16 protein-coding genes are annotated in these 23,150 nt (G+C 59.8%); 7 read left to right on the top strand and 9 right to left on the bottom strand.

The genetic code is table 11. The annotated features are described in order from the left end of the window. Window positions 1–40: 40 nt before the first annotated feature. Window positions 41–523, bottom strand: coding sequence for an acyl-CoA thioesterase (locus PspS49_RS29310; RefSeq protein ID WP_003229693.1), 483 nt, complete (start codon window positions 521–523; stop codon window positions 41–43). A gap of 279 nt (window positions 524–802) precedes the next feature. Between PspS49_RS29310 and PspS49_RS29305 the strand changes: the two genes are divergently transcribed. Further along, window positions 803–2,566 (top strand): cation:proton antiporter, encoded by a 1,764-nt coding sequence (locus PspS49_RS29305; protein ID WP_127930293.1) that lies wholly within the window; start codon window positions 803–805, stop codon window positions 2,564–2,566. Window positions 2,567–2,587: 21 nt separating this feature from the next. Here PspS49_RS29305 and PspS49_RS29300 read toward each other — a convergent pair whose 3' ends face one another. The 3 genes from PspS49_RS29300 to uvrD form a co-directional block, all read right to left on the bottom strand. Continuing rightward, complete coding sequence (locus PspS49_RS29300; protein WP_008078852.1) at window positions 2,588–2,995, bottom strand: SMI1/KNR4 family protein; 408 nt, start codon at window positions 2,993–2,995, stop codon at window positions 2,588–2,590. Between the two features lie 138 nt (window positions 2,996–3,133). Further along, complete coding sequence (locus PspS49_RS29295) at window positions 3,134–4,009, bottom strand: Tim44 domain-containing protein (RefSeq protein WP_127930292.1); 876 nt, start codon at window positions 4,007–4,009, stop codon at window positions 3,134–3,136. Between the two features lie 296 nt (window positions 4,010–4,305). Continuing rightward, complete coding sequence (gene uvrD / locus PspS49_RS29290; RefSeq protein ID WP_003229685.1) at window positions 4,306–6,489, bottom strand: DNA helicase II; 2,184 nt, start codon at window positions 6,487–6,489, stop codon at window positions 4,306–4,308. 257 nt (window positions 6,490–6,746) lie between these two features. Here uvrD and PspS49_RS29285 point away from each other — a divergent pair, with 257 nt between their 5' ends. The 3 genes from PspS49_RS29285 to PspS49_RS29275 all read left to right on the top strand — a co-directional run bounded on the left by PspS49_RS29285 (window position 6,747) and on the right by PspS49_RS29275 (window position 11,054). After that, window positions 6,747–9,617, top strand: coding sequence for a GGDEF domain-containing phosphodiesterase (locus PspS49_RS29285; protein WP_160042398.1), 2,871 nt, complete (start codon window positions 6,747–6,749; stop codon window positions 9,615–9,617). A gap of 127 nt (window positions 9,618–9,744) precedes the next feature. After that, window positions 9,745–10,611, top strand: a complete 867-nt coding sequence (gene hexR / locus PspS49_RS29280) for a transcriptional regulator HexR (RefSeq protein ID WP_008078846.1) — start codon at window positions 9,745–9,747, stop codon at window positions 10,609–10,611. 239 nt (window positions 10,612–10,850) lie between these two features. Beyond that, window positions 10,851–11,054 (top strand): hypothetical protein, encoded by a 204-nt coding sequence (locus tag PspS49_RS29275; RefSeq protein WP_008078845.1) that lies wholly within the window; start codon window positions 10,851–10,853, stop codon window positions 11,052–11,054. On the opposite strand, the gene PspS49_RS29270 is transcribed toward PspS49_RS29275, so the two are convergent. Further along, window positions 10,996–11,958, bottom strand: coding sequence for a LysR family transcriptional regulator (locus PspS49_RS29270; protein WP_016984010.1), 963 nt, complete (start codon window positions 11,956–11,958; stop codon window positions 10,996–10,998). The genes PspS49_RS29275 and PspS49_RS29270 overlap by 59 nt on opposite strands. Before the next feature lie 190 nt (window positions 11,959–12,148). Between PspS49_RS29270 and PspS49_RS29265 the strand changes: the two genes are divergently transcribed. Both PspS49_RS29265 and oadA read left to right on the top strand, forming a co-directional pair. After that, window positions 12,149–13,564 carry an acetyl-CoA carboxylase biotin carboxylase subunit gene (locus PspS49_RS29265; protein WP_025112637.1) on the top strand — a complete coding sequence of 472 codons (1,416 nt, stop codon included), beginning with the start codon at window positions 12,149–12,151 and terminating at the stop codon, window positions 13,562–13,564. Window positions 13,565–13,575: 11 nt separating this feature from the next. Continuing rightward, window positions 13,576–15,384: a sodium-extruding oxaloacetate decarboxylase subunit alpha gene (gene oadA / locus PspS49_RS29260; RefSeq protein ID WP_160042396.1), complete on the top strand. Its 1,809-nt coding sequence runs from the start codon at window positions 13,576–13,578 to the stop codon at window positions 15,382–15,384. A gap of 179 nt (window positions 15,385–15,563) precedes the next feature. Here the strand turns inward: oadA and PspS49_RS29255 are convergent, their stop codons facing one another. Next, window positions 15,564–17,753: an autotransporter outer membrane beta-barrel domain-containing protein gene (locus tag PspS49_RS29255; protein ID WP_160042394.1), complete on the bottom strand. Its 2,190-nt coding sequence runs from the start codon at window positions 17,751–17,753 to the stop codon at window positions 15,564–15,566. A 199-nt stretch (window positions 17,754–17,952) separates the two neighbouring features. Next, window positions 17,953–20,910 carry an autotransporter domain-containing protein gene (locus tag PspS49_RS29250; protein WP_160042392.1) on the bottom strand — a complete coding sequence of 986 codons (2,958 nt, stop codon included), beginning with the start codon at window positions 20,908–20,910 and terminating at the stop codon, window positions 17,953–17,955. Window positions 20,911–21,172: 262 nt separating this feature from the next. Here PspS49_RS29250 and PspS49_RS29245 point away from each other — a divergent pair, with 262 nt between their 5' ends. After that, complete coding sequence (locus tag PspS49_RS29245) at window positions 21,173–21,451, top strand: transcriptional regulator (protein ID WP_127930287.1); 279 nt, start codon at window positions 21,173–21,175, stop codon at window positions 21,449–21,451. Window positions 21,452–21,483: 32 nt separating this feature from the next. Here the strand turns inward: PspS49_RS29245 and PspS49_RS29240 are convergent, their stop codons facing one another. Beyond that, window positions 21,484–22,320 carry an amino acid ABC transporter permease gene (locus tag PspS49_RS29240; protein ID WP_160042390.1) on the bottom strand — a complete coding sequence of 279 codons (837 nt, stop codon included), beginning with the start codon at window positions 22,318–22,320 and terminating at the stop codon, window positions 21,484–21,486. Continuing rightward, on the bottom strand, window positions 22,317–23,138 hold the full coding sequence (locus tag PspS49_RS29235) for an ABC transporter substrate-binding protein (protein ID WP_127930285.1): 822 nt from the start codon (window positions 23,136–23,138) through the stop codon (window positions 22,317–22,319). Before PspS49_RS29235 ends, PspS49_RS29240 begins: the two co-directional genes overlap by 4 nt. Window positions 23,139–23,150 lie beyond the last annotated feature (12 nt).

The following is a 23,150-nucleotide window of genomic DNA, read 5'->3' as shown; positions in this document are numbered from 1 at the left end:
ATTCGACCTGCTCGCGAACGCGGTCTGAGCGCTACAAAGATCAGGCGTCGCCCTTGATCTCCTGATAGCGCTTCTCCAGCTCCTGACGAATCTGCCGACGCTGCTGCGCCTGCATATAACGACGCTTGTCTTCACTGTTCTGCGGTTGCAGCGGCGGCACGGCGGCCGGCTTGCGCTGGTCATCCACCGCCACCATGGTGAAGAAGCAGCTGTTGGTGTGGCGCACCGAACGCTCGCGAATGTTTTCGGTGACGACTTTGATACCGACTTCCATCGATGTGTTGCCGGTGTAGTTGACCGAGGCGAGGAAGGTCACCAGTTCGCCGACATGAATCGGTTCGCGGAAAATCACCTGATCCACCGACAGCGTCACCACATAGCGGCCGGCGTAACGGCTCGCGCAGGCGTAGGCCACTTCGTCGAGGTATTTGAGCAGGGTGCCGCCGTGGACATTGCCAGAGAAGTTGGCCATGTCGGGGGTCATCAGTACCGTCATCGACAGCTGGGCGTTTCCGGGTTCCATAACGTTCTCACGGATCAAGGCTGATTTCTGGAAGCACCTCTACGGGTGCCTGGTCGCTTTTCGAAAGCACCGTTATCGGGACGCCGGGCGACTGGCCGCCGTCACGCCGGAATCGATCTGTTTCCATATATTGCACCGCCTTCCAGGCGGAAGTCGCGGTGTTAACCTGCAAAAGCCCCTCTCAAGGGCAATTCCCACACGAAAAGCGGATTTTTACTTCGCTCGCTCAGAGTTTTCTGACGTCTGACTGCGAGCCTCGTCATTCAAGGAGCCCACGCCATGCATGCCATCAGTTTTATTCAGGATCTGGCAGTGATCATGTTGGTCGCGGGTGTGGTGACCGTGTTGTTCCACCGTTTCAAGCAACCGGTGGTGCTCGGCTACATCGTCGCCGGTTTCATCATCGGCCCGCACACGCCGCCGTTCGGCCTGATCCACGACGAAGAAACCATCAAGACCCTCGCCGAGCTGGGGGTGATTTTCCTGATGTTCTGCCTGGGACTGGAGTTCAGCCTGCGCAAGCTGTTCAAGGTGGGTGCCACGGCGTTTATTGCGGCGTTCCTCGAAATTGTCCTGATGATCTGGATCGGCTATGAAATCGGCCGCTGGTTCGACTGGAACACCATGGACTCGCTGTTCCTCGGCGCGATTCTGGCGATCTCCTCGACCACCATCATCGTCAAAGCGCTCAATGATCTGAAGATGAAGAACGAGCGCTTCGCGCAGTTGATTTTCGGCGTCCTGATCGTCGAAGACATCCTCGGCATCGGCATCATCGCGCTGCTATCCAGCATTGCTGTCAGCGGTACGGTCAGCTCCGGTGAGGTGTTCTCCACTGTCGGCAAACTCTCGTTGTTCATGATCGTCGCGCTGGTCATTGGCATCCTGCTGGTGCCGCGCCTGCTGGCTTATGTGGCCAAATTCGAAAGCAACGAAATGCTCCTGATCACCGTGCTGGGCCTGTGTTTCGGCTTCTGTCTGCTGGTGGTCAAGCTTGAGTACAGCATGGTGCTCGGCGCCTTCCTGATCGGCGCGATTATGGCCGAGTCGCGGCAGTTGCTTAAAATCGAACGCCTGATCGAGCCGGTTCGTGATCTGTTCAGTGCGATCTTCTTCGTTGCCATTGGCCTGATGCTCGACCCGATGATTCTTCTCGAATACGCGTGGCCGATCGCGGTGATTACCGTCGCCGTGGTGCTGGGCAAGATGTTGTCCTGCGGCCTCGGTGCGTTTATCGCCGGTAATGACGGACGTACCTCACTGCGCGTGGGGATGGGGCTGTCACAGATTGGCGAATTTTCCTTCATTATCGCCGCGCTGGGCATGACCTTGCAGGTCACCAGCAACTTCCTCTATCCGGTCGCCGTGGCGGTGTCGGTGATTACCACGCTGCTGACGCCGTATCTGATCCGTGCGGCGGATCCGCTGTCGATCAAGCTGTCGGCGGCGGTGCCCAAGCCTCTTGGCCGAGTGCTGGGCATGTACGGCGAATGGTTACGCAGCATTCAGCCGCAAGGTGAGGGTGCGATGCTGGCTTCGATTATCCGCAAGATCTTGCTGCAGGTCGGGGTCAATCTGGCGCTGGTGATTGCGATCTTCTTTAGCGGAGCATTCTTCGCCGAGCGCCTCTCGACCTGGCTGCAGGACTGGATTGCCGACCCGAGTTGGCAGAAGGCGTTGATCTGGGGTGGGGCGCTGCTGGTCTCGCTGCCGTTCTTGATCGCGGCCTATCGCAAGCTCAAGGCACTGTCGATGCTGCTGGCGGAAATGGGCGTGAAGCCAGAGATGGCCGGGCGGCACACGCAGCGAGTGCGCCGGGTGATCTCCGAAGTGATCCCGATTCTCTCGCTGCTGGTGATTTTCCTGCTGTTGGCAGCCTTGTCGGCCAGTATCTTGCCGACCAACAAGTTGCTGATGCTGATCGCCGTGGTCGCTGCCGCCGTGGCGGCGCTGCTCTGGCGCTGGTTCATCCGTGTGCACACGCGGATGCAGGTGGCGCTGCTGGAAACCCTCGACAACCACAAGGAGTCGTCGGGGCACTGATCATCCTGGGCGTTGGGTCGATCAGCTTTCCAGCCAGACGTCCCGCGCCCAGTGCCACACCGATTCCCAGGACTCTTCGGTGATCAGCTCTTCTTCGCCGGACCACAGCACCACGGTGCCGTCTTCTTCGACGCAGTAGTAGTTCTCACCGTCCTGGCAGATCGGGATCAGGTCACGTGGTACGCCGATGTCCCATGCATTGGCCGCGACATCCGGCAAATAGGTGTGCGATTGCGGGTCGGTGACAGTCACCGGCTCGAGGCTGCCGTAAACCACGTCGCTGACGGTCAGCAAAAATTCTTTGAAGACGAACGGAATATTGATGAACAGTTCTTCTTCGACTTCCACCAGTTGGTCTTCGTCAGGCAATTCCAAAGGAACCGGCACGGGTTCGTTGGCTTCACGCAGTTGTTCGATGATTTCTTCCACGTCCGGGATCCTCTTGCTTGAATGGCGCGGTTTATATGGGCCGGTTTATACAGTAGCTCGCTATAGATGCAACCGCGAAATAGAAAACCCCAGCCGAGGCTGGGGTTTTTATTACCGCAAGTTAAGCGTAGTGAGGGATCAGCCGTTCTGGCGGATACCGGCAACCAGCCAAGGCTGGTTCTCGCCCTGCGGACGTTCCATGTTCCAGCTTTCGCTGAACACTTCGCCCTGATCGAAGCGCGAAGACTTCGACACACCGCTGAAGGTCAGGGTGGCGATGGTCTTGTCGGCACGGTCATCCACGCCATCCAGTTGTACCTGGAGGTTGTCGATGTAGGTCGACTGGAACGCATCGCCCAGATCCGCACGCTCACGCTTGAGGAACTCGAGCATTTGCGGGGTCACGAACTCGGCGATCTTGTCCATTTCGTTGGCGTCCCAGTGCTGCTGCAGCGACTGGAAATGGCTGCGTGCAGCTTCAAGGAAGTTCTGCTCGTTGAACCAGGCTGGCGCGTTGATCACCGGACGAGCGGCAGCAGGCGCAGCCGAACCGCCGAAAATCGAACCCATGGCAGCAGGCTTCTGCTCGAACGCTTCACGCTGCATCGGCGCGCCGGCCGGAGCGAATTGCTCCTGCTGCTTGCGTCGACGTGCGGCAATGAAGCGGAAGATCACGAATGCGATCACAGCCATGATCAGGATGTCGAAGATCTGCATGCCTTGGAAGCCGCCGCCCATGAACATGGAAGCGAGCAGGCCACCAGCGGCGATACCGGCCAGAGGGCCGAGCCATTTCGAAGCACCACCGGCCTTGGCGGCAGCGCCTGCGGCACCGGCAGCACCAGCGGTCGCAGCAGCGCCGCCGACACCTGGAGAAGAAGGAGCCATCTGGCTGGTCTGGTGCGTCGGCGCAGCGCCGGCGCTTTTGCCACCACCAAAGCGCTTGGCGTTGGCGTCGAGGCTCATCGTCAGGCCGATGCACAACGCCATGGCGATGCTAAGAAAACGTTTCATAAAGGGAATTCCCGTTTGTGGAGACACGCGCGCCATGTTGCACAGCTGAAGTGTTACTGGCTAGCGAGAGAGTGTTTCGGGCTTTTGCCTGACAGGTCGCGTTCAGCTTCGCGAGGCAATCAGCCTATGTACTTTTGTCTGTAGGAAAAGGAGATAGGTTCAGCGGGATTGTTGGTCAGAACCCCGAACCCTGTGGGAGCGAGCCTGCTTGAGAAAGCCCCATCGCGGTCTATCAGATCAACCGCGATGACTTCATTCGCGAGCAGGCTCGCTCTCACAGAAAAGCAAAACCGGCGTCAGATCGCTTCCAGCTTGGCGTAGCCGAGCATCAGCCACTTGCTGCCTTCGCTGAAGTTCACCTGCACCCGCGCCTGCGCACCGGCGCCCTCAAAGTTGAGGATCACACCGTCGCCAAAGATCGAATGGCGTACCGCCTGACCGAGGCTGAAACCCGTTTCCGGAATCTCGCTGCCGCTGAACAGATTGCTGCCGCTCATCGACTGATTGCCGCCGAACGGACGGCTGACGCTGTTCGACAAGCGCACTTCCTGAATCAGCCCCTTCGGCACTTCGCGGACGAAACGCGAAACCTTGTTGTAGGTCTCGCTGCCGTACAGGCGTCGGGTCTCGGCATAGGTCATGACCAGATTCTGCATCGCCCGAGTAATGCCGACGTAAGCCAAGCGCCGCTCTTCTTCCAGACGCCCCGGCTCTTCCAGGCTCATCTTGTGCGGGAACAGGCCTTCTTCCATGCCCACGAGGAACACGTAAGGGAATTCCAGGCCTTTGGCGCTGTGCAGGGTCATCAGCTGAATGCTGTCTTCATGCTCGTCGGCCTGGGTGTCGCCGGCCTCCAGCGAAGCATGGCCGAGGAACGCCGCCAGTGGCGTCAGTTCTTCGTCTTCTTCAGTGTTCTCGAAGTTGCGCGCGGCGCTGACCAGTTCCTCAAGGTTTTCTACCCGGGCCTGGCCTTTCTCGCCTTTTTCCGCTTCGTGATAAGCAATCAGGCCGGATTGCTCGATGACGGTTTGCGTCATCAGGTGCAGCGGCATTTCCATGCACTTGGCGGCGAGGTTTTCGATCAGTTCGATAAACGCACCCAGGGCACCGGCCGCACGACCGGTCAGGCCTTTGTTGGCGACCAGTTGGCGCATCGCTTCCCACATCGACACATCGCTGTGGCGCGCGTGATCACGGATGGCTTCGACAGTTTTCTCGCCGATGCCACGGGCGGGCACGTTGATCACCCGTTCCAGCGCTGCATCGTTGCCGCGGCCTTCGAGCAACCGCAGGTAAGCCATGGCGTTCTTGATTTCCGCACGTTCGAAGAAGCGCTGGCCGCCGTAGATGCGGTAAGGAATACGTTCGCGCAGCAAAGCTTCTTCCAGAACGCGTGATTGGGCGTTGGAGCGGTACAAAATTGCGATATCGCTGCGCGCCAGGCCGGTTTTCAGCGCGCTTTCGATGGTTTCGACAACGTAGCGCGCTTCGTCGTGTTCGTTGAACGCGGCGTACAGATTGATCGCTTCGCCATCACCGCCGTCGGTCCACAGCTCTTTGCCGAGACGACCGGTGTTATTGGCGATCAAGGCGTTGGCAGCCTTGAGGATACCGGCGGTGGAGCGGTAGTTCTGCTCCAGACGAATGGTCACCGAATCCGGGAAGTCAGAGGAGTACTGATGAATGTTCTCGATCTTCGCGCCGCGCCAGCCGTAAATCGACTGGTCGTCGTCGCCGACCACCATCAGGCTGTCGCCGCCCTTGCCGAGCAGGCGCAACCAGGCGTACTGCACGGCGTTGGTATCCTGGAACTCGTCCACCAGAATATGGCGGAAGCGCTTCTGGTAGTGCGCCAACAGGCCCGGATGATCGCGCCACAAGTCGAGTGCGCGCAGCAGCAGTTCGGAGAAGTCGATGACGCCGGCACGCTGGCACGCCGCCTCGTAGGCTTCGTAAATGCCGCGCATGGTCGCCAGATACAGATCGCCGCTGGCCTGAATGTGTTGCGGACGCAGACCTTCGTCTTTCTGGCCGTTGATGAACCACTGTGCCTGACGGGCCGGCCAGCGTTGTTCGTCCAGACCCAGCTCGCGGATCACCCGCTTGACCAGCCGTTGCTGGTCGTCGCTGTCGAGAATCTGGAAGGTCTGGCTCAGGCCCGCTTCCTGCCAGTGCGCCCGCAGCAAGCGGTGCGCGAGGCCGTGGAAGGTGCCGACCCACATGCCGGCCGGGTTGATCCCCAGCAACTGCTCGATGCGATGACGCATCTCGGCAGCGGCCTTGTTGGTGAAGGTCACCGACAGGATGGAGTGGGGCGAGGCGTTTTCGACCTGGATCAACCAGGCGATACGGTGCACCAGCACTCGGGTTTTACCGGAACCGGCGCCGGCCAGGACCAACTGACGGCCAACGGGGGCTGCTACGGCCTGGCGTTGGGCATCGTTGAGGGAATTCAGCAGAAGGGAGAGATCATCGCGCATCGGGGCATTCTAGGGTGCGCCGCAGGCCCGGGCAAACCGAGCTTTGCATTAGCCGATGAAACTCCTGTCGATGACGACCGGTCGGTCACTGCCTACAGGCATCGGCCCGCCGCGCTCCAAGGGTTTGGCCGGTGGCAAAGGACGGAAAAGTTTCACTGAAATTATGATCTGGGGCAGTTTGGCAACGGGATCGGCTTGTGTATGCTCCGTCCACGTTTCGGGCGCACGCCCTCCTTATAAGAACAAGAACGTTGCCCATGACCCTCAGCGCCGAACTGTCGGGCCCCTCCGTGGAACCCCGGGTTATCCGCAAGCACTATGCCGTCGAAATGGCGGTCGAGCGCACGCGCCTGCTGTATCAGGGCTCGTTATTGCCCACCCTGTTCATGTTGATCAATGGTCTGGTCTGCGCCGCTTTGCTCTGGAGCCCGCAGCGCTACTTTGTGGTCAGCGTCTGGCTGGTGTGGTTGCTGTCGCTGGTGGCGTTGCGGGTGATTCAGGTCGCAGCATTCGACTCGGCAATCCCTGACCGGCAGGCACAACCGATCTGGCGGCGGATGTTTCTGCTGGGTTCGACCATGACCGGCCTGACTCTGGCCGGCGCCGGAATTGCGCTGGTGCCCGCCGATAATTTCATGCAACAAGCCTGGGTGTTCGGCCTGATCGGCGCCGCGACTCTGTCGGCCAGCGTTGCCTACGCGGTGAGCCTGCCGGCGTTCCTGTCGTTTACCTTGCCCTGTCTGTTGCCGGCGATCGGCTATCTGTTCTGGGGCGGCGACGAGCAGGCGCGTGGCTGGGGCTGGCTCGGGCTGATTCTGCTTGGCTCGCTGAGTGTGGTCGCGTGGCAGGTCAATCGCCTGATTGATCGCGGCTTGCTGCGGCGCTTTCAGAATCAGCACTTGATCGAACACCTGCAACAGACGCAATCGCGCAGCGAGCAGCTCAATCAGGAACTGGCCAGGGAAATCGACCAGCGCCGCTGTGCCGAGGGCAAGCTGCGTGAAGCTCAGGTTGAACTCGAAGACCGCGTTGCCCAGCGCAACCGCGAGCTGGACGCGGCCAATCAGGCCTTGAGCAAAAGCGAGGCACGGCTGGCACTGGCGTTGAAAGCCAGTGAGTTGGGTCTGTGGGACTGGAACCTGCAAACCGACGAAGTCCACCACACGCAGATTCAGGAACTGTTCGGCCTCGCTCCCGAATACGTCACGGCGCTGTTGCGCGACCTCAAGCCACGTCTGCACCCCGACGATGTGCCGACGCTGAAATACGCGTTGATCGAGCATTTGAAGGGGCGCACCGAGGACTATCAGATCGAATACCGCGTGCGTCACAGCGATGGCCACTGGGTGTGGATCGAAGACCGTGGCCGCGCGGTAGAACGCAGCGACAGCGGTCGGGTGATTCGCATGGTCGGCACCCGTCGCGACATTAGTGCCAGCAAAAGCCTTGAAGAGCAGCAGCGACTGGCGGCGACGGTGTTCGAAGCGGCCAGTGAAGGCATCGTGATTCTCGACCCGAACTACGCGCTGATCGCGATCAATCAGGCGTTCAGCCGGGTCACCGGTTACGACATCGAGGACATGCTCGGTCGCAACGTCGTCGAGTTACCGTGCAGCCGTGATGCCCGCCGCCATTACGTCGCCATCCGTCATGCACTTGAGCAACACGGCAGTTGGCAGGGCGAACTGGTTGAAACCCGCAAGAATGGCGAGCTGTACCCGCAGTGGCTGCAACTGAATGCAGTGCGTGATGGTCGGGGAAATGTCAGTCATATCGTCGGCTTCTTCGCCGATCTGTCAGCACGCCGCGAATCCGAAGAGCGCATGCGTTACCTGACCCATTACGACGAACTGACTGGGTTGGCCAACCGCTCACTGTTCCGCGAACGCCTGCATGAAGCGCATCAGCGCTCCCGTCAGGGCCGGCGCAGTCTGGCGCTGCTGCACATCAATCTGGATCGTTTCAAATTGCTTAACGACAGTCTTGGCCATGAGATTGCCGACCAGTTACTGCAGAAAATGGCGCGCCGCTTGGTCAACGCCTTGCCAGAAGCCGACACCATCGCCCGCTTGTCCGGTGATGAGTTTGCAGTGCTGTTCGATGCCTATGGCAACCTGTCGAGTCTGGCCCGGGTCGCCACGCGCCTGTCGAGCAAATTGCGCCTGCCACTGACAGTCGAGGGGCATGAACTGGTGGTCAGCGCCTCGATGGGCATCAGCATGCTGCCGGACAATGCCCGGGAGATTTCTGCGTTGGTCAGTCAATCGAACATGGCCATGCAACACGCCAAGCACTTGGGCGGCAACAACTTCCAGTTTTACACCGACAGCCTTCAGGCCAGCACCCTTGAGCGCTTGCAACTGGAAAACCAGCTGCGCAAGGCCATTGAAGACAAGCAACTGAAAGTGTTCTATCAGCCCAAACTGTGTCTGGAAACAGGGCGCTTGAATGCGGCGGAAGCGCTGGTGCGCTGGGATCATCCGACCATGGGCCGAGTACCGCCGGGGGATTTCATCGGGCTGGCCGAGGAGACCGGTCTGATCGGCCCGATCGGCGAATTCGTCCTGCGTCAGGCGTGCTGGCAGGCCTGCGAATGGCAGCGTCAGGGCCTTGCGCCGATCCGTGTTTCGGTGAACCTGTCGGTGCATCAACTGCGCCAAGGCAAGCTGGTCAGTCTGGTGCGCCAGGTGCTCGAGGAAACCGGGCTGGCGCCGCACTACCTCGAGCTGGAGCTGACTGAGAGCCAGTTGCTCGACAGCGTCGAACACATCATCGCGACCTTCCAGCAACTGCGTGATCTGGGGGTGAAACTGGCCATCGATGATTTTGGCACCGGGTATTCGTCGCTGAGTTACCTCAAGCGCATTCCGGTGGATTACGTGAAGATCGATCAGGCCTTCATTCGCGGGTTGGGTGAGGGCAGTGAAGACGCGGCGATCACCCGCGCAATCATTGCCATGGCGCATGGCTTGTCGCTGAAGGTGGTCGCCGAAGGCGTCGAGCGGCAAGAGCAGCTGGAATTTTTACGCGCCGAGCGTTGTGATGAAGTTCAGGGTTATCTGATCAGCCGGCCCGTGGAGGCTGACAGTCTGGCCGGGCTTTTGCGCGATCAGGAAAAACCGCTTTAAGGGCTACATGCACCTCATCGCGCCTGATATGGGGACATGGAGTTACGCATTGAGCAGGCAAAAAGCCAATTCATGTAGTATAACTACAAGCATGCTACATCCTTGCCCATAAGAAGAGTCCAGCCCCTTGAATCTGCTGCAACACATCGCCCAGTCACGTCACCTGTTACGCAAGTCGGAGCTCAAGGTCGCCGACCACGTGCTGCTTGACCCTGCGGCGGTGATGCACAGTTCCATGGCCGACCTGGCCCACAGCGTCGGCATCAGCGAGCCGACCATCGTGCGCTTCTGTCGCGCCATCGGCTGCTCCGGTTTTCAGGATCTCAAACTGAAGTTAGCGCAAAGCCTCGCGGCCGGTGCCAGCTTCGGCCAGTTTGCGATCCATGAAGACGACTCGGTCGCCGATTACAGCCTGAAGATTTTCGACACCACGTTGCACACCTTGATGGAGGTTCGCGAGAAACTCGATCCGATTGAGCTGCAGCGCGCGGTGACGTTGATGTCGCAGGCGCAGCGGGTCGAGTTCTATGGCTTCGGCGCCTCGGGTGCAGTGGCGGCGGATGCGCAGCACAAGTTCTTCCGTTTGCTGCTGACCGCGGCGGCGTATTCCGATCCGCACATGCAGGCGATGTCGGCGGTGACCCTGAAACCGACCGATGTGGCGATCTGTATTTCCCAGTCCGGGCGTTCCAAGGATCTGCTGATCACTGCCAATCTGGTGCGCGAGAGCGGCGCTTCGCTGATTACCTTGTGCCCGAGCCAGACACCGCTGGCCGAATTGTCGACGGTCAATCTGGCGATCGATGTGCACGAAGACACGGAAATCTATACGCCGCTGACTTCGCGCATTGCGCACCTGGTGGTAATCGATGTGTTGGCGATGGGCGTGGCCATGGCGCGCGGGCCGAGCCTGGTCAATCACCTCAAGAGCGTGAAGCGCAGTCTGCGCAGCTTGCGCTTGTCGCCGAAAGCTGCCAAAGCGCTGGATGACTGAAGCCATCTAAGTTCGTTCCAACCTCATTCGCGAGCAGGCTCGCTCCCACAGGGGATCTCCGAGGTACACAAATTCTGTGTCATACCGAGATCAAATGTGGGAGCGAGCCTGCTCGCGATAGCGTCCTCAAAAACACCACAACCCTTCGCAAGTTTCATCGCACTGTCATCCTCGCGCAGCCAAACCGTCATCCCCGCCGCCTATCGTGAAACTCCCGTCATCGCCTTGGGAGACTCGAAATGGCTCAGCCCTACGAAGAACGCAACAGCGCCGCGAAAACCCGTCGTCAGCAGGAAGATCAGCGCCGCATGGAATTTCGCCGCGCTATCGAAGATCGCTTCGAACTCCGTCAGCTTCAAGCCGAAATCGGCGACTTTCCCGAGATCACTCACTGGCAGGCAGCACCCGCAGCTTCCCGTCGAAGCGCTCAACCAGCGCGCTGATCTGCACGCGCTCGCTGCGGATAAACGCCAGGAAGGCGTGCGCCACCGGTGACAAGCGTTTGGCTTTCGCTTGCACCAGGCACCAGCTACGCAGCAGCGGCAATTCCTCGACCGGCAGCTCGACGAGCCCACCGGTCGCCAGCTCCAGGTTCAGGGCGTGGCGCGTCAACAGCGCCAGGCCCAAACCCGCCTGCACACATTCACGCTGCGCTTCGGCCGAGGCCACTTCCTGGGTCTGGGTGAAGTGCACGCGTTTCTCTTTGAAATACTCCTCGCAGGCCAGTCGCGTCCCCGAACCGGGCTCGCGGATCAGCAGCGTGTAAGGCTCAAGATCCTGCAAACGCAACGGGCCCATGTGCGCCAACGGATGATCCGGACGCGCCACGGCAACAATCGGATTGTTGAGGAACGGCAAAAACTCAAGCCCCATGTCCTGCGGCACCATCGACATGATCACCAGATCATCGCGGTTATCCGAAAGCCTGCGGATCACCTGGCCACGGTTGACCACGGTCAGTTGCAGATTCACTTCCGGGTGCTGGCGCTTGAACGCGGCAAACAGATGCGGCACGAAGTATTTGGCGCTGGATTCCACTGCCAGTTTCAGCTGACCTTGCAGTGAACCCTGCATGTCCGACAGCTGCATATCGAGGTTTTCCAGGCGTCCGAAGATGTCCCGACTGGCGCGCTGGAGTGCTTCGGCAGCCTCGGTCATGTAGAGTTTTTTGCCGACATAATCGAATAATGGCTGCCCGATCAGCTCCTCGAGCTGACGAATCTGTAGGCTGACGGCCGGTTGTGTGAGCGACATTTCCTCGGCGGCGCGGCTGTAGGAGCGTAAATCACACACTTCGTTGAAGATCTGCAACTGGCGTAATGTCATACGCATCAAGGACTTACGCATTTGTTATTGGCTCTTGCGGCGGGCTTGTCGTTTAACTATAAGTCTTTACTTATGCCTGACCCAATTTTTATTCATTTTTGTTAATCCCTCATGAGCGCTAGTGTGGACCTGCGACTAAATTGAAACATTTGGTCACGCGTCGACCTGGGTCTAGCAGGTCGTGGTGCCACCGGCTCAAGGGAACCTCCAAGTGATAACAAAGATCCTGATCGCCAACCGTGGTGAGATTGCCGTACGAATCGTGCGAGCCTGCGCCGAAATGGGCATTCGCTCGGTTGCGATTTTCTCCGACGCCGACCGCCATGCACTTCATGTGAAGCGTGCGGACGAGGCCCATAGCATCGGTGCCGAGCCACTGGCCGGTTACCTGAACCCGCGCAAGCTGGTGAACCTCGCCGTCGAAACCGGTTGCGATGCACTGCATCCCGGTTACGGTTTCCTCTCGGAAAACGCTGAACTGGCTGACATCTGCGCCGAGCGCGGGATCAAATTCATTGGCCCGTCGGCAGAAGTCATCCGCCGCATGGGCGACAAGACCGAAGCGCGCCGCAGCATGATCAAGGCGGGCGTACCGGTGACGCCGGGCACCGAAGGCAATGTGGCCGACATCGAAGAGGCCTTGGCCGAGGGCGACCGTATCGGTTACCCGGTGATGCTCAAAGCCACTTCCGGTGGTGGTGGTCGCGGTATCCGTCGCTGCAACAGCCGCGAAGAACTTGAACAGAATTTCCCTCGGGTGATTTCCGAAGCGACCAAGGCGTTCGGTTCTGCCGAAGTGTTCCTGGAAAAATGCATCGTCAATCCCAAGCACATCGAAGCGCAGATCCTTGGCGACAGCTTTGGCAATGTCGTGCACCTGTTCGAGCGTGACTGCTCGATCCAGCGCCGCAACCAGAAACTCATTGAAATCGCCCCGAGCCCGCAACTGACCCCGGAACAGCGCGCCTACATCGGCGACCTGTCGGTGCGTGCGGCCAAGGCTGTCGGTTACGAGAACGCCGGTACTGTGGAGTTTCTGCTCGCCGAGGGCGAGGTGTACTTCATGGAGATGAACACCCGGGTGCAGGTGGAGCACACCATCACCGAAGAAATCACCGGGATCGACATCGTCCGCGAACAGATTCGCATCGCCTCCGGCCTGCCGTTGTCGGTGAAGCAGGAAGACATTCAGCACCGTGGTTTCGCGTTGCAGTTCCGCATCAACGCCGAAGACCCGAAGAATAACTTCCTGCCGAGCTTCGGCAAGATCACCCGTTATTACGCCCCCGGCGGACCGGGTGTGCGCACCGATACAGCGATCTATACCGGCTACACCATCCCGCCGTTCTACGACTCGATGTGCCTGAAACTGGTGGTCTGGGCACTGACTTGGGAAGAGGCGATGGACCGTGGCCTGCGTGCGCTGGACGACATGCGTCTGCAGGGCGTGAAGACCACCGCCGCGTACTACCAGGAAATCCTGCGCAACCCGGAATTCCGTAGCGGCCAGTTCAATACCAGCTTCGTTGAAAGCCACCCGGAACTGACCAACTACTCGATCAAGCGCAAACCCGAAGAGCTGGCCCTGGCCATCGCCGCCGCCATCGCCGCCCACGCAGGCCTGTGAGGAATACAACAATGTCCAAGAAGATCTTTGTCACCGATACCATCCTGCGCGACGCTCACCAATCGCTGCTCGCCACCCGCATGCGCACTGAAGACATGCTGCCAATCTGCGACAAGCTCGACAAAGTCGGCTACTGGTCGCTGGAATGCTGGGGCGGCGCGACGTTCGACGCCTGCGTACGCTTTCTGAAAGAAGACCCGTGGGAGCGTCTGCGCCAACTGCGCGCGGCACTGCCTAACACCCGCCTGCAAATGCTCCTGCGCGGGCAGAACCTGCTGGGCTACCGCCACTACAGCGACGACGTGGTCAAAGCCTTCGTCGCCAAGGCTGCGGTGAATGGCATCGACGTGTTCCGTATCTTCGACGCGATGAACGACGTGCGTAACCTGCGCGTGGCCATCGAAGCGGTGAAAGCTGCCGGTAAACATGCCCAAGGCACCATCGCCTACACCACCAGCCCGGTGCACACCATTGATGCGTTCGTGGCGCAAGCCAAGCAGATGGAAGCCATGGGGTGCGACTCGGTGGCGATCAAGGACATGGCCGGTCTGCTGACCCCTTACGCCACTGGCGAACTGGTCCGCGCGTTGAAAAGCGAGCAGTCGCTGCCGGTGTTCATCCACTCGCACGACACGGCGGGTCTGGCGACCATGTGCCAGCTCAAGGCGATCGAAAACGGCGCCGACCACATCGACACCGCGATCTCCAGCTTCGCTTCGGGCACCAGCCACCCAGGCACCGAGTCGATGGTCGCTGCGCTCAAGGGCACCGAGTACGACACCGGTCTGAACCTTGAGCTGCTGCAAGAGATCGGCTTGTACTTCTACGCCGTGCGCAAGAAGTACCACCAGTTCGAAAGCGAATTCACTGCCGTCGACACCCGCGTGCAAGTCAACCAGGTGCCGGGCGGGATGATCTCCAACCTCGCCAACCAGTTGAAAGAGCAGGGCGCCCTCAACCGTATGGCCGAAGTGCTCGCGGAAATCCCGCGCGTGCGTGAAGACCTCGGCTTCCCGCCGCTGGTGACCCCGACTTCGCAGATCGTCGGCACCCAGGCGTTCTTCAACGTGCTGGCCGGCGAGCGCTACAAGACCATCACCAACGAAGTGAAGCTGTACCTGCAGGGCGGCTACGGCAAGGCGCCGGGCGTGGTCAACGAAAAACTGCGTCGTCAGGCCATCGGCAGCGAAGAGGTCATCGATGTGCGTCCGGCCGATCTGCTCAAGCCGGAAATGACCAAGCTGCGTGCCGACATCGGCGCACTGGCCAAGTCGGAAGAAGACGTGCTGACCTTCGCCATGTTCCCGGACATCGGCCGCAAGTTCCTCGAAGAGCGTGCTGCCGGCACCCTGACGCCGGAAGTGCTGCTGCCGATTCCGGAAGCGGGCGGTGTGACCAAGGCTGGCGGCGAAGGCGTGCCGACCGAGTTCGTCATCGACGTTCACGGCGAAACCTACCGCGTCGACATCACTGGTGTCGGCGTCAAGGCTGAAGGCAAGCGTCACTTCTACCTGTCCATCGACGGCATGCCGGAAGAAGTGGTGTTCGAACCGCTCAACGAATTCGTCGGCGGTGGCAGCAGCAAGCGTAAGCAAGCGTCTGCACCAGGCCATGTCAGCACTACCATGCCGGGCAACATCGTCGATGTGCTGGTCAAGGAGGGCGACACCGTCAAGGCGGGCCAGGCGGTGCTGATCACCGAAGCGATGAAGATGGAAACCGAAGTCCAGGCCGCGATTGCCGGCAAGGTCACCGCGATTCATGTGGCCAAGGGTGATCGGGTCAATCCGGGCGAAATCCTGATCGAGATCGAAGGCTGAGATAACGGCCGCGATCCAACGCTTTAAACCTCGGGGGGGCATGTGCTCCCCTTTTTTTTTGCGTTTTTAACCCTGTAGGAGCTGCCGAAGGCTGCGATCTTTCGATGTTGTTTGCAGTTCATTAAACAAGATCAAAAGATCGCAGCCTTCGGCAGCTCCTACAAAGAGTGTTGTGTCAGTTAGAACGCCATGCGCCATTGGCCCATCACGCCGTGGGTGCGGCTGTCAGTGGCCACTTCACCGGTGAGACCAACACCGACCGTGTGATTGGCAGACAGTCCGAGATCGAGGCCTGCATCCAAGGACAGGCTGTTTCGATCCAGCGCGGCACCGGCAATTTCAAAGCGTTTGCCACCCTTGACCAGTTGCTGGCGGGTGTCGTTTTCAATCTCGCCAAAGGTGTGCTTCCAGCCGGCACTGAATCGCGGCGTCAGCGTCATGCCGTTATCCAGTCGAGTGATTTTCGCCGTACGCAGACCGAAGGTGCTGCTGAGGTTGTCGCGGGTTTGTCCGAAGACTTTCAGTGCCGCGTCCCCGCCTTTTTCGCTGTAGCTGTCGCGCTGGTAGCGCTGATAGCCGAGGCTGGCGAACGGTTCGAGCGTCGCGTTGTGCCGGCCAACATTGACCGCCAGTTCGGCAAAGGCTTGCTGAGTGTTGGCGTCGTAATTGCCCTTGAGGCGATCACTGAACCCGTTAAAAGCCACACGACGTTTGCTGTCGCCATCATGACTGGCATAGGTCGCCCCGAGACGCAGTGAGAACGGTCCATCCTGACGCACGGCGTAGACCCCGAGATGCCAGCTGTCGAGGTCGCCATCGTATTGCCGGGCGTCGAGTCTGGTCTGCGATTTACCGCCGACCAGGCCGATGTGCCATTGTTCATCGAGCCGCCAGTCGGCGCCCATGACCAGACCTTGAGTGGCGTGTTTGAGCGTGCTGTCGAACCCGCGATCGACCTTGCCGCCATGGCCGAGCGCCTGAATCCACACCCGCCCGGAATCCGCGCCGCCGGCGGCCTGACGCGGTGAGTTGCCGGAACCGTAGGCCGAACCGTAACGGCTATTCAGTTGCTGCATGGCCGAGAGCATGCTCGCGCTCACCGGAGTGATGCTGCTCAGCGTGGCTTTGGCGAGATTGGCATTGCTGCTGGCGGCGAGTTGTTCGATGGCGACGGGGGCGGTGGTTTTGTCACTGGTCAGCAACGCGGCGACTGCTGCGTTTGTGGGTTTAAGTGGCGCAGGAGCGGGCTGTTCGGCGGTCTCGTTAACTTGTGCAGTCAGAGGTTCGTCCTGCACTGGCGATGGGGCGGACTCTGCAACGAGAGTCGATGCTGACGTCGGAACTGGAACTGGAACTGGAACTGGTGCGGATGCCGTCAATGGCGTTGGCGTTGGCGTTGGCGTTGCGAATGGCGCAGGCGCTTGTGGTTCGACAATGCTGTCGGCAACCGAACGACCGTTGCCTGTCGTGGCAACGCTTGCAAGCGGCTCACCGTTACGGGCGTAAGCCAGCCCTACGGATTTTTTGTTGTATTGAGGTGTGGCGGTCATGAAGGCGAGGTTGTTAAGGACCTTACCGAACTCACCTTCCACATTGCCGGCTTCGATGATTTTGTACTGTTTGCTTGGCGGATAGTCTCCCGGAGCGGCAACGACATTCAGAGTGGCGCCTTCCAGCCTGGCGGTGCCATCGACTTTGATCGTTTGACTGCCATCGGGAGTGACCTCGTAAGCCAGTTCGGCGGTTGGAGACAGGCGCAAATTTCCTTTGACTCGCGGACTGCCTAGCGCTCCATTGACGGTAAGCAGGCCGTCGACCTCCAAGCCTCCCACCGCACCTTTACCTGCAAAGCTGCCACCCCTTGCGACATAGACGTCGCCCTTGATGCTTCCCAAGTTGTTCAGAGCGGTACCACTGTTCACCAGCACACCTTCCTTGAAGTCTCCCTTGGAACTCGACGTCCAGGCTCCTCGAGCGAGAAACAGACCGTTGAAGTTACGTGTGTCTTTCAACTCTCCGCCTTCAGCGGCATTCAAAAAGAGGACGTTATCCCCCTCGCCACCATCCAGCAGGCCCGTAAAGCTTGCGCCGTCCGTGAGCGTGATCAGATCGTTTACAGCGGTACCTTTAAAAGTTTTTTCAGGGGTTTCAAAAGCGATGGGCACCGTACTTGGGGCAGTGAGAAATGCCCTGAGTCGTTCAAGCGCCATTTCTTTATGGCTGGTTTCGGACGATTCTGCAGCATCCATTATTGCGGGTGAATCAGCGACTTCAGAGGGTTGCTGAGCGTTGGCGAACGCTACGCAACCCAGAGCCAGCGAAATGGCCAAAGCCAAGTGTTTTGGTTTGAAAGTGTGTTGAAGGGGCATCAGGTGGGGCCTTTTCTGAAAGGAGACCCAACTCTATTGATGCCCCAAAAAATCCGATGTCGGCTGCTTCCCGCAGGCTTGCAGGCGACATCGCATCGTTTTGTAGAAAATGACCGCGAGATCCGCAACCAGGTTTTTTACTCGGCCGCAGCGCCTCCTTTTCCTACAACCAATCAAGACCCCGCCGGCTGTTCAACCCTCAAAAACTCATCTGCCACTGCCCGATCAAGCCGTGATTGCGACTGTTGCTGCCGATCTCACCGCTGTATCCCACACCCAGCGTATGCCGCGCGGAAATCCCCACATCCAGCCCGGCTTCGAGTACCAGGCTGTCGCGATCCAGCGAGCTGCCATCGACACTGAACGCCGTGCCGCCGGTCACAAATGCCTGACGCGTCGAGCTGCCGACATCGCCGTAAGTGTGTTTCCAGCCAGCGGCCATGCGCGGTGTCACGCTCATGCCGTTGTCGAGGCTGCTCAAGTGCGCCAGGCGCAGGCCGAAGGTGCTGCTGAAGTTGTCCTGGGTCTGGCTGTCGACTTGCAGCGCGGCGGCGCCACCTTTTTCCTGGTAGCGGTCGCGGTGGTAGCGCTGATAACCGAGGCTGGCGAACGGCTCGGCACTGAGCCGGCCACTGCCCATGGCGTAGCCGACTTCGGCGAAGGCTTGCTGGCTGTCGGCGTCGTAATCGCCTTTCGGGCGGTCGCTGAAACCATTGAAGGCGATGGTGCGTTTGCTTTCACCTTGATGGCCGCTGTACGCCGCGCCGAGGCGCACGGCGATCGGGCCGTTTTGATGCAGCGCATAGACACCGGCGTGCCAGCTCTCGACGTTGCCGTCGACGCCGGTCGCATCCAGATCGGTTTTCGAATAGCCGCCCAGTACGCCCAGACGCCACGCCGGGTTCAGTGACCAGTCGGCGCCCAGCACGCTGCCCTTGGTGCGTTGCTCCAGACCACTATTGCCGTGCTCGCCATCGAGTTTGCCGTAGCCGCCGATGCCTTGCAGCCAGAGCCGGCCGCGAGCGTTCGGGTCATTCAGATTGCGTGCTTCGGACGGCACGCCATTGGCCGCCAGCACGGGGGTGTCACGCTGATCGAGACCGACCATCAGTCCCGGGTTGCCGCCCACTTGCTGCATGGCCGAGAGCATGCTGCTGCCGACCTGACTGCTGGCGCCGAGGGTGGCGCTGGTCAGGTTGGCGTTGCTCGTACCGGCCAACTGCTCGATCGCCGCGCCAGCGCTGCTTTGGCTGGTATTGAGCAAGGCGTTGTACAGCGCGCTGTTTTTACCGATTGAGGCCAGGCTGTTGGCGGCGTTTGTACCGTTGCCGGTCGCGGCGAACTCGTTGAAAGCCACGTCATTGCGGGTGTAGGTCAGATCGACCTGGGTGGGTGTGTAGGCGAGGGTTGGAGTGAGGAACGCATAGTCGCTGCTGACCTTGCCGAAGGTGCCGTTGACCTGCGCCGCTTGCAGCACGGTGTAATGGCTCTGCCATGGATACGTGCCGCTGCCGGGATTCACCGCGAGCGTTGCGCCATTGAGGTTGGCGATGCCGCCGACCTGTACCGGTGCGCTGCTGCCATCGGCGTTGACGCCGTAAGCGAGGGTGGCTGTGCTGGCCATGTTCAAATCGCGAACGATGGTTGCGCGACCGAGGCGGGTGTCGGTGCGCAACGTGCCGTTGACGTTGAGGTTGCCCACCGAACCGCCACCGGCATACACACCGCCGGCATCCACGGTCAGGTTGCCGGCGATGCTGCCTTGGTTGACCAGGGTTGCGCCGTTGCGCACTGCGCCGCCATCGCTGAAATCATCATGGCCGGTCAGCGTCCAGGCGCCTTGCTTGACCTCGAGCCATTCGAAGTTGCGACTGGCGCCGAAGCTGCCACCGGCCGCATCGTCCATCACCACCCGGTCGTAACCGCTGCCGCCATCCACCACGCCGACAAAGCGACTGCCGTTGCGCAGGGTCAGACTGTCGTTGCCGCCACCTAGATCCAGCGCCAGGCCATTGCTACCACTGATCGTGCCGCCGTTGATGACGCTGTCGGCGAACTCGCCGACGAGCTTCACGCCGAAACCGTTGAGGCCTTGAATGGTGCCGAAGTTTTCCAGAGTGGTCGCCGCCAGCCCCGAACCGCCACTGCCATCGTCGACCAGAATGGCGCTGTCGGCACCGCTGATCAAAGCGTTGCTGGCGTTGAGGATGTAACCGCCACCCAGCGCGATACCTTCGCTGCCGTTAGCGAAACCGCCCTTGTCGACACCGCCGGCACCGACGCCCTGAATGGTCCCGTAGTTTTCGATGTGGGCGATCTTGTCGATGTCCACGCCGTCGCCGTCACCGTTCGCTTGCAAGCCTGAGTAAGCGCCAGTAATGGTGCCGTGGTTGATCACCGTGCCATCGCCGTCGGAACCGAAGCCGGAGCCGTTGCGGCCGGTGATCTGCCCGTAGTTGACCAGTGTCGCGCCGAGGTCGGTGGTGATGCCATGACGGCCAGCGGAAATCACTCCGTAATTGGTCACGCTGACACCGCTGGCGGAGTCGATATCAATGCCGTCGAACTTCTCGTCGGCATTGTGCGAATCGCCGGTGGAAATCTCGCCGTAGTTGGTAATGCTCGCGTTGGCGCCGGTCTTCATGCCGTCACTGGCGTCGCCGCGAATCAGCCCGCCGGCGCGGTTGATAATGGTGGTCTTAACGCCGTCACTGCGCAGCGCATCGAGGTCCAGCCCCTGGCCGGTGGTCGAACGAATGAAGCCGCTGTTGTCGATCAACAGGCTGCCGCTGATAAAGTTACTGTCGATGCGCAAAGCGTCGTTGGCGCCGAGAATCTGCCCGCTGCTGCGGTTGTTGATCGTGTAGTTGCGCGCCTGGGTCAGGTCGCCGCTGCTGTCGATGGCCCGGCCGCCGGTGGAAACGATTTTGCCGGCGTTATCGATCACCACACCCGCACCGCTGGTCTTGTCTTTCAGGCTCACGGCCTTGCCGCTGTTGGTGATGCTGCCCGGCGCCGAAATCGTCAACGTGTCGCTACCACCCAGCGTTTGCGCTGCAGTGGTGGCGGTGTCGATCTGCACGGTTTTAGCGTTTGCCGATGTAGCAGCGATCAACAGGGCAATGGCAAGGGACAGACGCTGGGGCGGGAACGGCATGGTCGGACGGCCTTCTTGTTATAAGCGGGGCGTCCTGTATAGCGAAGGGTTTTTACAGAATGATGTCGGTGGTTGATCTGCATTGTTTTGCATCTTCGGCGCTGAAACATATTAATTTCTGCATTTTGTTGCAGTTTTTTTGCCTGCTCCTCTCATTAGGTGCAGTAAGTTTGATTCAAACGCCGAAGCAATCACATCAATGAATCCCCGCGCCATTAATGTTTATTGAGCCTTATGCGGCGCTCGAAGATTGGAGAGGAAAATGGTAATGACAGTTCTCGAACGCATGGCGCTCATCGAAAGCATTCAAGAGGCGCTGGCCGACGGGACATTGGAAATCAGCGAAGCTGTCCGCCGTTTACGAGTGGAGGTGACAGGGCTGCATCAAATCCAATTCGCTAAGATGTGCAAAATTTCGGTCCGCACGTTGATACACATAGAGCACGCTGAGGGTAATCAAACGTTAAGGTCGTTGGACTCAATATTCCGATTGTTCGGGATGAAAATGGGCGTCGTGCGGCTTCGCCGAGAAATCAATTAAAACCCGACGCAGCCCGCAATGTGCCGATCGCCCTAGCTCCGCCGCACGTAAGCCTTGCCGTAATGCCGCTCCATGCGCGCCTGAATCAATTCCAGGCCAATCGACATCAGCCAGTAAATGATCGCCGCCGTCGTCAGCATTTCGATGTAGCGGTAGCTTGAGCGCCCGTATGACTGGGCGAGAAACATCACTTCCCAGACGCCCATCACCGAAATCAGCGACGAGTCCTTGAGCATCGAGATGAACTGGTTGGTCGTGGGCGGGATGATCGTGCGCATGGCTTGCGGCAGGGTGATGCGCCAGAAAATCACTGTCTCGCGCATCCCCAGTGCCAGCGAAGCTTCGCGTTGGCCGTGGTCGACTCCGAGGATGCCGGCGCGAAAGATTTCGCTGAGATAGGCGCCGTAGTTCAGTGACAGGGCAATGATGCCCGCGACGATGGCGCCGGGCACGATGCCCAGTTGCGGCAAGCCCAAATAGATCAGCAAGATCTGGATGAGCAGTGGCGTACCGCGAAAGAACGAGGTGTAAAAACTGGCGATGCCGAACGCCACGGCGCTTTTCGACAGGCGTGCCAATGCGGTGATGAAGCCCAGCAGGGACGAGGCGACAATCGAGCACACACAGAGGAAAAGCGTCAGCGCCGCGCCCTGCAAAAAGCCGTTGGGCGCCAGGTGCAGGCCGACCAGATTGGGCAGTTTGTCGAGGATGATCGAGAACTTCAGGTCGAAGCTCAGGAAGAACCCGGCGAACAGGCAGAACAGCGTTGCCCAGGTCAGGTACAGCCGCGTACGAAACCCGAACATCCGTTGCAGGCGAGTTTCAGCCACCGGTTGCGGTGGCTGGGGCGGTGTCGGGAAAGAAGTCATTGGCTGATATCAGCGCCGATCCATTTTTGCGACAGCTTGCTCAGCGTGCCGTCCTGTTTCAGTTGCGCGAACACCTCGCGCACTTTGGCGTCCCATTGCGCGTCACCCTTCTCGATGGCCACCGAGTTCGGCTCCGAATACAGCGGCGCGCCGGCCAGTTTGAAGCGTTTGTCTTCGTTAAGGCGAGGCTGCGCGGTGACGAGGTTGGTGAGGATGGCATCCAGGCGCACGCCGGCGCCCAGGCCCAAATCCTGGAAGGCGACGTTGTCGGTGTCGTACGGCGCGATCTGCACATCTTCGAACGGGTACTGCAGCTGCGTGTCCTCGGCACCTTCAATGACCAGGTTCTTGTTCAGATAGCTTTCGTAACTGGACGCGCTGGTGAGGCCGACTTTTTTGCCACTCAGATCCTTGGCGTCGTGAATCCGCTCATCCTTGGCGTTGACCACGATCACTGCCGGCGAAGCGTAGTACTCGACCGGGAAATCGAACACTTCGGCGCGGGCCTTGCTCGGTGTCATCGAGCAAATGCAGATATCGTAGCGCCCGCTCCAGCGGCCCGCCGCAATGACGTCCCAGGACGGCGTTTCCAGTCGTAGCTTGACACCCAACTTGTCAGCCACGGCTTTGGCGACGTCCACGTCGAAGCCATCGAGCTGGTTCTGGTCATTGAGAAACGAGAACGGTGGATAGCTTTCCATCAGCACGCCGACCAGTTCTTTCTTTTGCTCGATACGGTCCAGCGTCGTGCCACCAAAGGCTTGCGTGGAGGCGGCCAGAATCGTCAGGCCCAGGGCCAGTAGCGGTTGAAATTTCACAGTCGATCCCTG

Source organism: Pseudomonas sp. S49 (assembly GCF_009866785.1).
GTDB lineage: Bacteria > Pseudomonadota > Gammaproteobacteria > Pseudomonadales > Pseudomonadaceae > Aquipseudomonas.
The sequence above is the reverse complement of the archived record's forward strand: the minus strand, read 5'-3'. Positions and strand labels throughout refer to the sequence as shown.